Origin of the sequence: Mycobacterium sp. SMC-4, assembly GCF_025263265.1 — a bacterium.
Taxonomy (GTDB): domain Bacteria; phylum Actinomycetota; class Actinomycetes; order Mycobacteriales; family Mycobacteriaceae; genus Mycobacterium.
On the sequence record NZ_CP079869.1, the window covers coordinates 4402114 to 4416682 of the forward strand.

Genomic DNA, 14569 nt, shown 5'->3' on the forward strand with positions numbered 1-14569 from the left:
GGAATCGAGCGCTGCCGTGGAGACATTCGGCGGATACACCCCCTGGTCGGATCTGGTTTGCTAGACAGTGGGACTGCAGCCCTGAGACAGGACGAGATGCCCAGCCACCCACGACGCGGCGACCACTACGAGTGGTTCAGCAGTTACCTCGACGCACGGCACACGACACCGGCCGTGCGTGCGTTGATGGCCGGCATCGCACTGATGATGTCGACAGCCGTGCTGGTTTTGATCTTGGATCTGGAGCAGCCGCAGCACTTTCCGCGGCTGGCCATGATGTGGTTCGCCTTCGGCGGCGGCCTGGCCGGAGCGGCACTGTGGGTCTGGCGGTGGCCCACCCGCGCTCAGTCCATGTTGTTCGCGGCGTTGACCTCGGCGTCGATCGCGGCCATCTGTCTGGCTTATCCCGATCCGCTGGCCGCGCTCCTGGGTTGCATCGCGTTTGCGACCAACGGGGCCTACCTGGCTTTCTTCCACTCCACGCGCCTGGTGCTGATCAACTTCGTGGTGGCCGCACTGGTCGGCACCAGCAAGGCGATGATGATCGCCGCCGAGGGTCGCACCGCGCTGGCCGTGGTGGATCTTTTTCTGGTGCTGCAGATCAACATCGTGATGCCGCTGGCCATTCAGGTGCTGTTGCGCGCACTGGAAGGCGATCTGAAGTACGCCGATCTCGACCCGCTGACCGGCTTGCTCAACCGGCGCGCCTTCCGCAGGCAGACGCTGAACATGATCGCGCGGCGCGGCGACGAGGATCACTACCTGATCGTTGCGTTGGCCGACCTCGACGATTTCAAGTCCGTCAACGACACCCACGGCCACCTGGCCGGTGACCGCGCTCTGGTCGCCGTCGCAGAAGCGTTGCGGGCCAATGTGACACCGACCGCAGTGGTCGCCCGCACCGGCGGCGAGGAGTTCCTGATCGCCGATGTGGCGCCGTCTCACCGGACCGTCTCCACCTACCAGGACATCTGCGACGCCATCGCATCGTTGAGCGCGCAGATCACGGCAAGTGTCGGGACGGTCTACACCGCGCTGGACTCCGTGTCGCGACGCCCCATGGAGGCGGTGGTCGACCATCTGGTGGCCGCCGCCGACGTCGCCATGTACACCGCCAAGCGCAAGGGTGGCAACCAATGTCACCACCACGGCGCCTGGCCGGGTCCGGAGTCGGCGTGGATGGCTCCGGACCCGGCAACCGGAGCCACACCGCCCTGACGGATGATCGTCAGCAGCCCTGCACCTCTGCGGAAGGAACGCCGTGCGCACGCTGATCACCGGAACCGACGCCGCCGGCAGGTCCTGCGTGGTCAGCGACGGCGAGCTGACACTGGACGAGCTGGCGCCCGGATTTGCGATGGGCGTGCCGTACGCGACAACGGCCAGCCCGCCCCCGGCCCGGCCCGCCGGTTCCGCACCGCTCATCGATCAGGGCATCGCACCGGGGCTGGTCCGCTGGATGGTCGTCGATCTCGGCGCCGGCTCGGAGACGCCGATGCACCACACCGACACGCTCGACCTGCAGACGGTGATGTCGGGCACCGTCGAGTTGATCCTCGACGACGGCGCGCACCCGCTCGAGCCGGGCGACCTGGTGGTGCTGACGGGCGTGGACCACGCGTGGCGCGCGGGACCGGACGGGTGCCAACTGAGCGCGGTACTGGTCGGTACGCCGTCACCGCAATGACGCCCGGCCCGGTGTGAGCAACCCGATATTGTTTGTGCGCTAACTAATCGGGCACGATGGAAGCATGTCGGCCAGCCCGACGGCTGCGGCCGATCCCCTCACCCTCGAACGCCAGGTGTGCTTTGCACTGGCGGTCACCAACCGGGCAGTGCTGGCCGTGTACCGTCCGCTGCTGGAGCCGCTGGGCCTGACGCATCCGCAGTATCTGGTGATGCTCGGTCTGTGGGATCACCACCGGAAATCGCCCGGTGACGCGTTGTCGGTCAAACAGATCGCCGCGCTGTTGCAGCTGGATTCGGCCACCCTGTCCCCGATGCTCAAGCGGCTGGAAGCGTTGGGGTTGCTCAGCCGGTCCCGCAGCATCACCGACGAGCGCGCGACCGAAGTCAGACTGACCGACGCCGGGGTCGCGCTGCGCGAACGGGCTGTGGGTATTCCGGCGGCAGTCACCGAGCGCCTCGGTGTCGATGTCGAAGAACTCGAGCAGTTGCATGTGGTGCTGAGCCGAGTCAACAAGGCCGCGCTGGCCGCCGGAGCGCTACCGCCGTGAACCACAACGAAGGAGTCGTGATGAGCACCGCCGCCAAGCCGAACCTGTGGCAATACCTCACCTATTGCTACGGGCGGCGCCTGCCGGCGTCGATGAGCCGCTGGGTTGCCGAGGACCTGGCCGGGCAGGGCGCGATCCGCCGTCACATGATCCGCTATGCGATTCCGCCGGCGTTGGTGTTGGCACCGTTCTGGCTGATCCCGGTGCCGTTCTACATGCGCATGGAGATGACCGTCCCGATCTACGTGTGGGCGCTGTTGATGGCCGTCGCGTTGAACAAGGTGTGGCGTCGGCACCGGCTGGCTCAGCACGGCCTGGATCCCAATCTCGTCGACGTGATCAAACGCAAGAAGCAGGCGCGCATGCACGAGGACTACGTCCGCAAGTACGGTCCGCGACCGGCGGAGGCGCGTTACCAGTCCAACAGCAGTCCGTTCTGAGTTCGGGCCCGCGGCGGGGGTCAGGCGAACGTCAGGTCCAGACGTTCCAGCCGGCGCACGAGCAGGCTCGGTAGCCACCGTCCGATCTCGGCGGCACGGAAATCGGCGGTGGATTCCAGAAGGTGGGTGAGCACCACCCTCGCCTCGAGCCGGGCCAGCGCGGCTCCGACGCAGAAATGGATTCCCTTACCGAACGCGATGTGACTCTTGGCCGCTGGGCGGTCCAACAAGAACCGGTCGGGATCGTCGAAGTGCTGCGGGTCCCGGTTGGCAGCACCCCACAGCAGCAGCAGGCGTGAGCCGGCCGGTAGTGGCACCCCGCCCAGCTCGGTGTCGTGGCGCACATGGCGGTAGTGACCCCGGAAGGGCGGCTCGTAGCGCAGCACCTCTTCGAGGAACGAACCCACCTGCTCCGGGTGCTGACGCAGCTGCTGCTGGATCTCCGGCCGGGTCGCGAGAACCCATGCGGCCGAACCGATCAGAGATGCCGTGGACTCACCGCCGGCACTGAACAGGGTGATCATCATGGTCAACGCGGCGACATCATCGAGGACGCCGGTCGCACAGGCGGTGGCGAGGTCGCCGAGCAGGTCGTCGTGCGGGTCGGCTGCGGCCTGCCCGAACTTCTCGACGATGTAGGCGCCGAGTTCCATCACCGATACCCGGGCGATATCGAGCTGATCCTGGGTAACGAGTCCTTCCACCACCAACGTCGCCGAATACCCCCACCGGGCCAGCGTGTCGATGTCGTCGTCCGGGACACCGATGATGCGTCCGACGATCATCATCGGCAGCCGGTTGGCCATGGCGCTCATCCATTCGATCCGGCCGGACTGCGCGTGCTCGGCCCAGATGGTGCTCGCGGTCTCGCCGACGAACGGTTCGAAGGCCCGGATGCGCTTGGCCGCCAGCTGCGGGAGCAACAGCTTGCGATGCAGCGCATGGGCTGGGTCATCTGCCGTGGCCAGAGCGTGAATCGCAGCCCCTAGTTCCCCGACAGGGAACGCCTCGACGGTTCCACCCGGTTGATACGTCATCGTCGCAGTCAGATTGGACGAGAAGTCGTCACAGCGGGTGACAGCCTCGTTGACGGCCTCCCAGCTGCTCACCGCATAGAACCCGGAGGCCCCGATCCGGTGGACCGGACCGGCGTCGTGCATGCGCGCATAGAGCGGATACGGATCTTGGATGTGCTCATCGTCGAACAATGCCAATCCGAGTCCGGGGTCCACCGAGGTCATGGCTCCACGCTGGGCGGCTGTCGCTGCCAGGTCAACAGCTGACGACAGATCAGCGATCAGGCGGGCGGCGCTGGCATGCGCATCGTCTCAACTGGAGTATCTGACCTCCTATGATGTGATCTCTGAACGTCCGGATTGTCTCAAGGTTGAGAAGATGTGGTGGCTGGTGAGGAGGTGGACCGGACCGATGACTCGAGACGACTGGGTGGTGGGCGGCGACCGGCGAACGGCGGCAGCGAACCGCATCTACGCCGCGGCGACCGACCTGGTGTTACGTAAGGGACTGGAGGCTCTCGACGTCGACACCCTGGCCGAGCAGGTGCACTGTTCGCGGGCCACGATTTACCGCTATGCGGGCGGCAAGGCCCAGATCCGCGATGCGGTCCTGATTCGCCTCTCTGCGGGCATCACCGAAGCCGTCCGACACGCCGTCGAGGGACTCAACGGTCCCGAGCGTGTCGTCACCGCGGTCACGGTGGCACTGGAGAAGATCCGGACGGACCCGATGCGGCGCTTGATGCTCACGTCTCGCAACGCTCCCGGGCTCGACGAACTGCATTCGTCGCCGATGCTGGCTCACCTCGCCGCCGAGCTGACCGGCATCACCGACGACGATCCCCATGCGGCGCGGTGGATTGTGCGCCTGGTGGTGTCGTTGGCCTATTGGCCTGCCGGCAACAGCCGCACCGAACGTCAGATGCTGCAGCGCTTTGTCGCACCGGCGTTCGCAGAGCTGGCCTGAGCGCGAGCTGCCCCGGCCGTTACAGCCGGCCGCCCAGCGCATAGCTGCACGCCGTCTTCAGATCTGCCGCGGAGCCGGTCCGGGCCCACGCCACGTGCCGGTCAGGGCGCACCAGGATCCAGCCGCTGTCGGCGCCGAGCACGTCGCGCAAGGCCTGGCTCGCGTCGTGGTATCCGCTCGCACCGATGCGCAGCACTGCGGGCAGATCGTCCGCGACGCGGTCGCCGGTTCCGATGTCCAACAGCGCGGGTCCGTCCGGCAGCACGTCATAGATCCGGGTCGCCTCACCGGAGACGCCACCCAACTCGACGTTCGGCAGTCGCACGCCCGCGGCGCGCTCCCCCGACGCCAACAGCGGGGACGCGCCGTAGTCGCGGTCGAGCATTGCCAAGCTGCGCAGGGACTTTCGGCGAAGTGGTGGGATTGCCAGTGCCCACCGGATCGAGTGCAGTACGGCCGACCGGATGAACGCCGGCGCTTGGATGCCCACCCGGGTCACCCGCGTCACATAACGGGACACCTCTCCGATGACGCCTCGGCGCTCGTCGTCGTAGGAGTCGAGCAGCCGGTCGGTGTCCCCGCCGCACACTGCTCGGGCGAGCTTCCAGGCCAGGTTGTGGGCATCCTGGATTCCGGCGTTCATGCCCTGGCCCATCGCCGGCGGAAAGACGTGGGCCGCGTCTCCGGCGAGCAGGACCCGGCCGACCCGGTAGCGCGGACTACCCCGTCGCTGCAATTGAAATCGGTTCGCCCAGGTCACTTTTGCCGGTCCGGAGCCGAGCACCTCAGCGGCCCGGGCGCGGACCTCGTCGTCGGTGACCGCTTCGTCGACGTCGGCTCCACCAGGCTCGATGCCGATGATTCGCCACAGACCGGGCGCCAGGCGCATCGCGCTGGTGATGCCCTCGGCGCTGTTGCGGTTACGCGGCCAGGGCAGTGCATCGCGTTCGTCGTCGATACGGACGTCGGCAAGCATTGGACGCACCGGCAACGTCACCCCCGGGAACGGGAGGTCGAGGGCATTGCGGACGAAACTGCCCGCCCCGTCGCAGCCCACGGCGAACTGTGTGGTCAGCCGATGTTGCGCACCGTCTTCGCGGAAGGTCAGCGTCACCGCGTCGGCGTCCTGACTCACCCCGGTGACCTCGGCGCCAAACCGCACGTCGCAGAGGCCGGTGTCGCGCACCGCCTTCAGTAGCAACCGCTCGGTCTGGCCCTGCTCGAGAATCAACAGCCCGGGACGGTGCGCCTCGGAGTCCAGGCACGAGAAGTCGAACGGAATGTGCAGCGTCCGCCCGGTGGTCACCGAGTGCACGGTCATCGTCTCAAGCAGCGTGCCGGCATGCACGAGTGAATCCTCGACGCCCCACTGCCGCAGGATCTCTCGGCTGCGTTGATGGATGGCCGGCGCTTTGGATTGCGCACTGGTGGCCGCTTCGCGTTCGAACAGCACCGAGCGCACGCCGTAGCGCCCCAGGCCGAGCGCCAACGCCAATCCGACAGGTCCCGCCCCGACGATCGCGACGTGCGCTGAATCTGGTGGCGTCATGTCCGCGACGGTAGTCACCTTTTGCAAACTGGTAAACACAAATCTTCGCCGCCGGGAAACTCGAAAACGCTCAACTACCCAGTAAAACAACGATGTTTACCGGTAGCACACCACGTCGATCACGACAGAGATTGCAATGATACTCGGCTCGTCCTATGTTCATTGCAAACATCCACATCGAAGGTGAGAGTCGGTGCCGGGAGCGCGTCTGACACCCGCCGAGCGCCAGAGCATCGGCGCGGGGCTGCGGTCTGGACTCGGCTACGCCGAGATCGCGCGCCGTCTCGGCAGACCGACGTCCACCATCAGCCGTGAGGTCGCGCGCAACGGAGGACGTCACATCTACCGCGCCGGGTCGGCCGAATACGCGACGCGGCAACGGGCCCGCAGATCCGCCGACACCTCGGGTGGCCCGACGAAGCGAGCTGGCCCTCCCACGAATCCGCAAGTCCGTCAGTTCGTCGACAGGTTCGCCGAGATGATGCGAGCCACCGGTATGCCCCGGACACCGGCGCGCGTGCTGGCAGCCCTGCTGGTCAGCGACTCCGGCGCGCTCACTGCTGCCGAGCTGGGCGAGCAACTGGAAGTGAGCCCCGCTGCGGTATCCAAAGCAGTGCGCTTCTTGGAGGCGTTCGCACTGGTCAGCCGAGAACGCCCAGTCGGTCAGCGCCGCGAGGTCTACCGTTTCACCGGTGACTGGGCCGAGACGTTCGCTCGGCGCGACGCACTGTTCGCGCCCTGGGAGATGGGCGCGCGCGAGGGTGCCCGGTTGGTCGGGGCCCAGACACCAGCCGGCCACCGGCTCGCCGAGATGGCCCGATTCATGCGACACACCCGTGACACCATTCGCCGGGTCCGACGCGAATGGCGTTGACGTCCGACCTATCCGGGCACCTGTTCGGATTGGCCGCGACGCACGCGCTGCCACGGCCACGTCATCAACGCCCAGACGACCAGGACCAGTGCCGCGGCGACGAGGATGTACACCGGCCACGGCCCCAGCGCGTCCAACAGCGTCGTGGTGGCCGGCTTTTCGTTGAGGAAGCCGTAGTTGGCGCCCGTCGCCAGATTGACCAGGAAGGTGACAACCGCCCACACCACCGTGACACCGGCCACCAACCGGTAGCTGTGCCACGTCGGTCTCATCCCGCGTCCCCAGGTCAGGTAGATGGCCGCCCAGACAACCAGCAGGTGAATCGCCCAGAACGCCAGATATTCCACGCTCGGGAAATCGGGCGCGTGCAACACCGGAGACACCAGTGCCTGCGCACTGAGGACCAGCCCCCAGTAATAGGTGATCGCGAAGGCCCAATGTCGTTGTGACCACCAGGCGACAGCGGCGACGATGGTGGCGATATCGGTCAGGCGCAGCGGTATCGCGTCGGTGACACCGGGGTCGAGCACCATGTAGATCAACACCGCGGCATAGATGACCCCCGTCACCGCTCCAACGACACGCCCGAACAGCCGTGCCTGGCGTTCGCTCTGACGGCGGCCGAGCCAGATCAGGCCTACCGCGCCGACGACGAACAGGGCGATCATTGCCCAGTGCGACGGCCCATAGAGAGTGAACTCTCGTTCCACGTTCACCGCCTGCTGCGGATTGTCCGACGCACTTCCATGGTGGCTATGTTCCCCGGCGGGCCCGCCCGAAACGGACTGGCGCCGCGGCCAGCGGTGCGCACGTCACATGTGGTGGAGCTAAGGGTGTGTGAAACCACGACATAGGTGACAGATGAGTCGCGTCATGGGTTACACCTGCAAGAGTCCTCGATGAGTCGCGTCATAGGTGACAGTCGTGGTCCATGTCCAAAGCGCGTGTGGTCGTCCTCGAAGTCACCAGCGGCCACCTGACAGTCACCGAAGCGGCAAACCAGTACGGGCTGTCGCGCCAACACATCTACCGGCTGCTCGCCCGCTACCGCGACGGCGGCCTGGCGGCTGTCGACGCCCGCTCACGGCGCCCGACCAGCAACCCTCGCGCCGTGTCCGACGACGTCATCATCGCCATCGTCACGCTGCGCGAAGCGCTGACCGCCGACGGCCTCGACGCCGGACCCCTGACCCTGCAGTGGCATCTGGGCCAACGTGGGCTGCCGGTGCCCTCAACCTCGACCATCCGGCGCATCCTGCACCACCACGGCCTCATCACCGCCCAGCCGCGCAAGCGTCCTAAAAGCTCCTACCGGCGCTTTGAAGCCTCCCAGCCCAATGAATGCTGGCAATCCGACTTCACCCACTGGGCCCTGGCCGACGGCACTGACACCGAGATCTTGTCCTGGCTCGACGACTGCTCTCGCTACCTGCTGACCTGCACCGCCTACCCCCGCGTCACCGGCGCAGACGTCGTGGCCAGCTTCACCGACACCGCCGCCACCCACGGACTGCCCGCCGCCACGCTGACCGACAACGGCGCGGTCTACACCTCACGATTCACCCACGGCCACAACGACTTCGAGCGCCTCCTCAACAGCCTCGGCGTCACCCAAAAGAACGGCCGCCCAGGCCACCCGCAAACCCAAGGAAAGATCGAACGCTTCCACCGAACCCTCAAGCTCTGGCTCAGCCAACACCAGCGCCCCTCGACACTGGCTGAGCTACAACAGCTGCTCGACACCTTCGCCATGATCTACAACACCGAGCGTCCCCACCGCGCCCACCGCCACAGCGCCACACCGCACACCGTCTACCACGCCCTGCCCAAAGCCCACCCCGCCGGCGTCACCGAGCACTTCCGTATCCGCCACGACACCGTGGACCAATTCGGCAAGCTCACCCTGCGCTACAGCAGCCGCCTACACCACCTCGGCATCGGCCGCCAACACGCCCACACCCCAGTCCTGATCCTCGTGACCACCCAAACCGTCACCGTCATCAGCAAAACCAGCCACCAACTCATCGCCAGCCACCACATCGACCCCGACCGCAACTACTGGCGCAACCAACAGAAAAACCCCGGCCGATGGCCGGGGCAATCTGTCACCGATGACGCGACTCAGGTGTAACCGATGACGCGACTCATCACATGGTGGAGCTAAGGGGAATCGAACCCCTGACCTACTCGATGCGAACGAGTCGCGCTACCAACTGCGCCATAGCCCCTCCGAACCGGTACAGGTTATCAGCCTGTCCGCACCGGCAGAAATCGCGAGGTGACTACTGACCGGCTGCCCGCGGCAGGTCGTAGTGGCGGGCGAATGCGACGTAGTCGAGGTGTTCGAACTCGGGGTCTTCGTCGTCGATCTCCAGGACCGCCGCACCCGGTCGGCGCAGCCGCGACGGTACGACGTCGAACTCCCGATCACTGGTGTTCTCCACACCAAGCCGCGACCTGGCCATCCGCTGCGCCCGCCGGCGACGCACCTGCTCCTCGATGCGGGTCTGGCGGCGCAGGTAGGCCAGATACAGCGCGGCGACCACACCGACGGTGCCACACACCCACCACATCGACGACGACCACGTCATCGCCGCGACCGCGCTGGTCAGCAGCAACACCGCCATCACCGTCAGGGTGCGGGTGCGGAATCGGTACTTGCGCGCCGACACCGCTGCCGCAGTGTCGGATTCCCGCCGACGCCGGCGCGATGCTCCGATCGAATCCGCGATGCGCAGGTCGGCTTCCGAGGGCGCCTCCAGGCCGGACGAGTCGTCGACGTACTCGTAGCCTTCATCGTCGTCAGCGTCGTCTTCTGCGACAGCCTCGCCGTCACGCGCGTCATCGATGTCCTCGATCTCGTCGACGTCATCGATCTCGTCAAGTTCATCGATCTCGTCAACGTCAACGGTCTCGGCCGCCCCGCCTACCGCGAGTGCGCCCGAGTCCTCGACGACGTCGACGTCGAGATAGTCGGGCTCGTCGACGGCCGCCTTCGGCTCGGCAGCCACCATCACCACCGATCGACTCGGCTCGGCAGCGATGTCCTCGTCGTCGATCTCGTCGTCATCGGTGTCGGCAGGCTGCCAGTCCGGATCGCTGCGGTGACCTGCGGCCGGCCCTCGACGGCGCAACCGCGCGCTGCCGGCGCTGTTGAGCACTCGAGTGGCCAGCGCCACGTCACTGGTGCGGCGCACCGCGTCACGTTTGCTGATCAACATCGGCACCAGCACGAACAGCCAGAGCACGACAAGTGAGATCCAGAGGAGAGACTGGGGGATGCTTGGCATGGCGCCTGCTCCTTTCCCCTTCAGGCTAGGTCTGTCGACCAGCGCATCCGTGGGCGGCGCGCCGAGACAATTACACACCTGTAATTCATCGTGAGCAAGCACCAAACGTCACTTGTGTCACATCTGCAACACCAGTTGCGGGCGACCCTGTCACGCCCACGAGGCACGGCCCGCGCGGACCAACCTCGAGCTCACCGAACCGTCGACTTCCTCGACCGTCATCGCCACCAACAGGTGGTCCCGCCACGCGCCGTCGACGTGCAGGTAGCGCCGCAACAGCCCCTCTTCACGGAATCCCGCCCTGGCCAACACCGCACGGCTGGCGGCGTTTTCCGGGCGGACGGTCGCTTCCACCCGATGCATCATCACCGGACCGAAACAGTGGTCCAGTCCCAACGCCAATGCCGCGGTCGCCACCCCACCCCCAGTCGACCCGCTGGCCACCCAGTACCCGATCCACGCCGAACGCAGGGCCCCGTGCGTCACATTGCCGATGGTGAGCTGCCCGACGAACTGGCCGTCCACGTCGATGATGTAGGGCAGCATCCGCCCCTTACGGGCCTCGGCGCGCAGCCCCGAACACACCGAGGGCCATGCCGCCACCGAGTGGCGGACCTCCCAGGCCATCTCCGTCGACGGTTCCCACGGTTCCAGGTGCTGCCGATCGGCCAGCCTGATCCGGCTCCACTGCGCTGCGTCACGCAGTCGCACCGGACGCAGCCGCACCACCCCGCCGCGCACCCGCAGCGGACCCACGGCCATCGGCCACCCGGGATGCTGGGAACGCGGGCTCAACAGGTTCACCGCTGTTTAGCCGCGTTGGGCCAGGAACGCGACGTCGACGAGCTCACCGGTGCGAACCTGCTCGGCCTCACTGGGCACGATCACCAGACAGTTCGCCTCGGCCAGCGTCGCCAACAAGTGGGAGGCGCCCGGCGCGGCGCCGAGCGCCTGCACCAGGTACTCGCCGGTGTCCTGGTCACGCATCAGCTGCCCGCGCAGGTACCCCTTACGGCCCTGCACCGACGCGATCGGCGACAACGCCCGAGCCCGGACGATGCGCCGCATCGGCTGCCGCTTACCCAGCGAGAGCCTGATCAACGGACGGACCATCACCTCGAACACCACCAGCGCGCTGACCGGATTGGCCGGAAGCAGGAACACCGGAACCCGGTCATCCCCCAGCTGGCCAAACCCCTGCACCGAGCCCGGGTGCATCGCGATACGGGCGACCTCCATCTCACCGAGGTCGGCGAGCACCCCCCGCACGCCTTCGGCGGCCGCTCCCCCGACCGCCCCGGCGATGACGACCACCTCAGCACGGTTTAGCTGTCCTTCGACCACCTCGCGCAGCAGCTTCGGATCGGTGGGCACAATGCCGACGCGGTTCACCTCGGCGCCGGCATCGCGGCCCGCGGCGGCCAGCGCGTAGGAGTTGACGTCGTAGACCTGGCCGTTGCCGGGAGTCCGCGAGATGTCGACGAGTTCGCCGCCTACCGACATCACCGACAGCCGAGGCCGGGGATGGACCAGCACGCGCTCGCGACCGACCGCGGCCAACAATCCGACTTGTGCGGCCCCGATGATGGTGCCGGCGCGCACCGCCACGTCGCCGGGTTGCACATCGTCGCCGGTGCGACGCACGTAGGCCCCGGACCGGACGCCGCGCAGCACGCGCACCCGGGACTGACCACCGTCGGTCCAGCGCAGCGGAAGGACGGCGTCGGCGAGCGTCGGCATCGGCGCCCCGGTCTGCACCCGGGCGGCCTGGCGAGGCTGTAACCGACTCGGTGTGCGCGCACCCGCCTCGATCAGACCCATCACCGGCAGGCTGATCTCCCGGTCCCCGGTCTCAGCATCGTCCTCATGGTCCTCGTCGTCCTCACCGCCGCCGAGGACGTCGACGCTGCGCACCGCGTAACCGTCGATGGCCGCCTGGTCGAACCCCGGCAGCGGACGCTCGGTCACCACTTCTTCGGCGCACATCAAACCCTGGGCTTCGGCGATCGCGACCCGAACCGGTCGCGGTGCGACCGCAGCCGCCACTACCCGCGCCTGTTGCTCCTCCACCGAACGCACGACATGCCTTTCTCCCGTCAGACCGGCCGGCGACCACCGGCTCCGATGCGAATGCGCTCGACGCTGCAGCCGCTAGTGCTCGGTCGTCTCGGGAGCGAGCCCTAACCGCTCGACCAACCATTGACGTAGCTCGGGGCCGTAGTCGTCCCGCTCCAACGCAAAGTCAACCGCAGCCTTCAGGTAGCCCCCGGGATTTCCCAGATCGTGTCGAGACCCCCGATGGACCACCACATGCACCGGATGGCCCTCGTCGATCAACAATGCGATCGCGTCGGTGAGCTGAATTTCGCCGCCCGCCCCGCGCGGGATGCGCCGCAGCGCGTCGAAGATCGCCCGGTCGAGCAGGTAGCGACCGGCTGCGGCATACGGCGACGGCGCGTCCTCGGCCTTGGGCTTTTCCACCATGCCCTTGACCTTCAGCACATTCGGGTTCACGGCGTCGGGAACCGTCTCGACATCGAACACGCCGTAGGCGCTGATCTTGTCCGGCTCGACCTCGATCGCGCACAACACCGAACCGCCGCGCTTGGCGCGCACCTTGGCCATCGTTTCCAGCACACCGGTGGGCAGCACCAGATCGTCGGGTAACAGCACGGCAATGGCGTCCTCGTCGGGAGCCAGGCTGGCTTCCACACAGCCGACGGCGTGTCCCAGCCCCAGCGGCTCGGCCTGCACCACCGATTCCACCTTGATCAGTGCTGCAGCCCGACGCACCTTCTCCAGCATCGACTTCTTGCCGCGGGCCTCGAGAGTGCCCTCCAACACCAGGTCCTCGACGAAGTGCGCGACGACGCCGTCCTTGCCTTCGGAGGTGATGATGATCAGACGCTCGGCCCCGGCCTCGGCGGCCTCGGCGGCCACCAGCTCGATACCGGGGGTGTCGACAACGGGCAACAACTCTTTGGGGACGGTCTTGGTGGCGGGCAGAAACCGCGTTCCCAGACCCGCCGCGGGCACGACAGCGGTGTGCGGAATAGGGACGTCAGACCGACTCATCGTTCACACATTAACCTCTCTCAAGCAGTTGTTCTCCGCCTACCCGCCGTTCGGAGGCTTACCCGGTGCCACGCACGAAAACACAGGTGCGCGGCACAATTCTGGCTGCGCGGAGGTCCTTGACCGAGCAACAACGCCGGCTCGAGAGCAGCGCGCTGGGCCGCCATCTGGAGAACCTGACCGACGCTCCGTCGACGGTGTGCGCCTACGTGCCGGTGGGCACCGAACCCGGTTCGCTGGCCGCGCTGGACACCTTGACCGACCGCGGCGTGGTCATCCTGCTTCCGGTCGCCCGTGCTGACGCCGACGGCACGCCGCTGCCACTGCGCTGGGGGCGCTACCGTCCCGGCGCTCTGGTGGAGGCTCCATTCGGCCTGCGTGAGCCCGCTGCCCCGTGGTTGCCCGCCGAACACGTCGCAACCGCGTCCACGGTGCTGGTGCCGGCCCTCGCGGTGGACCGACGGGGAACCCGCCTGGGACGAGGTGCGGGCTTCTACGACCGGACGCTCCGGCTCGCCGACCCGCAGGCCCGACTGATCGCCGTGGTCCGCGACGACGAGGTGGTCGCGCAGCTGCCCGCAGAGCCGCACGACGTCGCGATGACGCACGCGCTGACGCCCGGCAGCGGTGTGATCGAGCTCGCCCACCGGGAATGACTGCGCGCGGCTGGCGGTTCTAGCACTTGAGCCGGTAGAGTGCTAATCACTTTGACCACCTCGGAGGTTTCTGTGCCCACCTATTCGTATGCATGCACCGAATGCAGCAACAAGTTCGACGTGGTGCAGGCGTTCACTGACGACTCGTTGACCGCGTGCCCGCAGTGCAACGGCCGGCTGCGCAAGGTGTTCGGCAAGGTCGGCGTGGTGTTCAAGGGCAGCGGGTTCTACCGCACCGACAGTCGCGAGTCGGCCAAGAGTTCGAGCGGCTCCAACGGCAGTTCGGTCGCCGCGTCGGCTTCCTCGTCCGACTCGTCCGCGACCTCGTCCGACTCCTCGGCGTCAGCGTCATCATCGTCGTCGTCGAGTTCGTCGAGTTCGTCGAGTGCCCCCGCGACCGCCGCCGCGTCCAGCTGAGTTATCCACAGGCCGCTGATCATCTTCTGACCAGCCGCTCGCGCGGCA

At 67.1% G+C, this 14569-nt stretch carries 16 protein-coding genes, 1 tRNA gene and 1 pseudogene; 10 read left to right on the forward strand and 8 right to left on the reverse strand.

Translation table 11 applies throughout. From position 1 onward, the window contains the following. Positions 1-96 precede the first annotated feature (96 nt). The 4 genes from KXD98_RS20905 to KXD98_RS20920 all read left to right on the forward strand — a co-directional run bounded on the left by KXD98_RS20905 (position 97) and on the right by KXD98_RS20920 (position 2677). Positions 97-1218 carry a diguanylate cyclase gene (locus KXD98_RS20905; RefSeq protein WP_260760191.1) on the forward strand — a complete coding sequence of 374 codons (1122 nt, stop codon included), beginning with the start codon at positions 97-99 and terminating at the stop codon, positions 1216-1218. Positions 1219-1261: 43 nt separating this feature from the next. Beyond that, on the forward strand, positions 1262-1687 hold the full coding sequence (locus KXD98_RS20910; RefSeq protein ID WP_260760192.1) for a cupin domain-containing protein: 426 nt from the start codon (positions 1262-1264) through the stop codon (positions 1685-1687). Between the two features lie 64 nt (positions 1688-1751). Further along, a complete protein-coding gene (locus tag KXD98_RS20915; RefSeq protein WP_260760193.1) occupies positions 1752-2237 on the forward strand; it encodes a MarR family winged helix-turn-helix transcriptional regulator in 486 nt (161 codons plus the stop codon). 20 nt (positions 2238-2257) lie between these two features. Next, a complete protein-coding gene (locus KXD98_RS20920) occupies positions 2258-2677 on the forward strand; it encodes a DUF5313 domain-containing protein (RefSeq protein ID WP_260760194.1) in 420 nt (139 codons plus the stop codon). A gap of 20 nt (positions 2678-2697) precedes the next feature. Here KXD98_RS20920 and KXD98_RS20925 read toward each other — a convergent pair whose 3' ends face one another. Continuing rightward, entirely contained in the window at positions 2698-3918 is a 1221-nt protein-coding gene (locus tag KXD98_RS20925; protein ID WP_260760195.1) for a cytochrome P450, read from the reverse strand. Between the two features lie 187 nt (positions 3919-4105). Between KXD98_RS20925 and KXD98_RS20930 the strand changes: the two genes are divergently transcribed. Beyond that, complete coding sequence (locus tag KXD98_RS20930) at positions 4106-4660, forward strand: TetR/AcrR family transcriptional regulator (protein ID WP_260760196.1); 555 nt, start codon at positions 4106-4108, stop codon at positions 4658-4660. Between the two features lie 19 nt (positions 4661-4679). Here the strand turns inward: KXD98_RS20930 and KXD98_RS20935 are convergent, their stop codons facing one another. After that, a complete protein-coding gene (locus KXD98_RS20935) occupies positions 4680-6209 on the reverse strand; it encodes an FAD-dependent monooxygenase (protein ID WP_260760197.1) in 1530 nt (509 codons plus the stop codon). 193 nt (positions 6210-6402) lie between these two features. On the opposite strand from KXD98_RS20935, the pseudogene KXD98_RS28590 reads away from it, so the two are divergent. Together KXD98_RS28590 and KXD98_RS20950 are read left to right on the forward strand one after the other, a co-directional pair. After that, positions 6403-6534 (forward strand): annotated as a pseudogene (locus KXD98_RS28590) (helix-turn-helix domain-containing protein); the annotation flags it as partial. 15 nt (positions 6535-6549) lie between these two features. Continuing rightward, the gene (locus tag KXD98_RS20950) at positions 6550-7083 is read left to right on the forward strand and encodes a GbsR/MarR family transcriptional regulator (protein ID WP_396883264.1); all 534 of its coding nucleotides are present in this window, start codon (positions 6550-6552) and stop codon (positions 7081-7083) included. 8 nt (positions 7084-7091) lie between these two features. Here KXD98_RS20950 and KXD98_RS20955 read toward each other — a convergent pair whose 3' ends face one another. Next, on the reverse strand, positions 7092-7751 hold the full coding sequence (locus tag KXD98_RS20955; RefSeq protein ID WP_260765330.1) for a TIGR02206 family membrane protein: 660 nt from the start codon (positions 7749-7751) through the stop codon (positions 7092-7094). 263 nt (positions 7752-8014) lie between these two features. Between KXD98_RS20955 and KXD98_RS20960 the strand changes: the two genes are divergently transcribed. Then, positions 8015-9214 (forward strand): IS481 family transposase, encoded by a 1200-nt coding sequence (locus KXD98_RS20960; RefSeq protein WP_260759232.1) that lies wholly within the window; start codon positions 8015-8017, stop codon positions 9212-9214. A gap of 21 nt (positions 9215-9235) precedes the next feature. On the opposite strand, the gene KXD98_RS20965 is transcribed toward KXD98_RS20960, so the two are convergent. The 5 genes from KXD98_RS20965 to KXD98_RS20985 form a co-directional block, all read right to left on the reverse strand. Beyond that, positions 9236-9311: transfer RNA gene (locus KXD98_RS20965), tRNA-Ala, on the reverse strand. A gap of 54 nt (positions 9312-9365) precedes the next feature. After that, positions 9366-10373 (reverse strand): gephyrin-like molybdotransferase receptor GlpR, encoded by a 1008-nt coding sequence (glpR, locus tag KXD98_RS20970; protein WP_260760198.1) that lies wholly within the window; start codon positions 10371-10373, stop codon positions 9366-9368. A 150-nt stretch (positions 10374-10523) separates the two neighbouring features. Continuing rightward, complete coding sequence (locus KXD98_RS20975; RefSeq protein ID WP_260760199.1) at positions 10524-11177, reverse strand: GNAT family N-acetyltransferase; 654 nt, start codon at positions 11175-11177, stop codon at positions 10524-10526. Between the two features lie 6 nt (positions 11178-11183). Beyond that, positions 11184-12452, reverse strand: coding sequence for a gephyrin-like molybdotransferase Glp (gene glp, locus KXD98_RS20980; RefSeq protein ID WP_260760200.1), 1269 nt, complete (start codon positions 12450-12452; stop codon positions 11184-11186). Between the two features lie 72 nt (positions 12453-12524). Further along, a complete protein-coding gene (locus KXD98_RS20985) occupies positions 12525-13448 on the reverse strand; it encodes a UTP--glucose-1-phosphate uridylyltransferase (RefSeq protein ID WP_260760201.1) in 924 nt (307 codons plus the stop codon). Between the two features lie 65 nt (positions 13449-13513). Here KXD98_RS20985 and KXD98_RS20990 point away from each other — a divergent pair, with 65 nt between their 5' ends. After that, entirely contained in the window at positions 13514-14104 is a 591-nt protein-coding gene (locus KXD98_RS20990) for a 5-formyltetrahydrofolate cyclo-ligase (protein WP_260760202.1), read from the forward strand. 72 nt (positions 14105-14176) lie between these two features. After that, positions 14177-14521, forward strand: a complete 345-nt coding sequence (locus KXD98_RS20995) for an FmdB family zinc ribbon protein (protein WP_260760203.1) — start codon at positions 14177-14179, stop codon at positions 14519-14521. Positions 14522-14569 lie beyond the last annotated feature (48 nt).

What these genes read in the sequence shown, in the direction of transcription:
- KXD98_RS20905 (WP_260760191.1), top strand. Translation starts at nt 97, where the DNA reads ATGCCCAGCCACCCACGACGCGGCGACCACTACGAGTGGTTCAGCAGT.
- KXD98_RS20915 (WP_260760193.1), top strand. Translation starts at nt 1,752, where the DNA reads ATGTCGGCCAGCCCGACGGCTGCGGCCGATCCCCTCACCCTCGAACGC.
- KXD98_RS20920 (WP_260760194.1), top strand. Translation starts at nt 2,258, where the DNA reads ATGAGCACCGCCGCCAAGCCGAACCTGTGGCAATACCTCACCTATTGC.
- KXD98_RS20925 (WP_260760195.1), bottom strand. Translation starts at nt 3,918, where the DNA reads ATGACCTCGGTGGACCCCGGACTCGGATTGGCATTGTTCGACGATGAG.
- KXD98_RS20930 (WP_260760196.1), top strand. Translation starts at nt 4,106, where the DNA reads ATGACTCGAGACGACTGGGTGGTGGGCGGCGACCGGCGAACGGCGGCA.
- KXD98_RS20935 (WP_260760197.1), bottom strand. Translation starts at nt 6,209, where the DNA reads ATGACGCCACCAGATTCAGCGCACGTCGCGATCGTCGGGGCGGGACCT.
- KXD98_RS20955 (WP_260765330.1), bottom strand. Translation starts at nt 7,751, where the DNA reads ATGATCGCCCTGTTCGTCGTCGGCGCGGTAGGCCTGATCTGGCTCGGC.
- KXD98_RS20960 (WP_260759232.1), top strand. Translation starts at nt 8,015, where the DNA reads ATGTCCAAAGCGCGTGTGGTCGTCCTCGAAGTCACCAGCGGCCACCTG.
- glpR (WP_260760198.1), bottom strand. Translation starts at nt 10,373, where the DNA reads ATGCCAAGCATCCCCCAGTCTCTCCTCTGGATCTCACTTGTCGTGCTC.
- KXD98_RS20985 (WP_260760201.1), bottom strand. Translation starts at nt 13,448, where the DNA reads ATGAGTCGGTCTGACGTCCCTATTCCGCACACCGCTGTCGTGCCCGCG.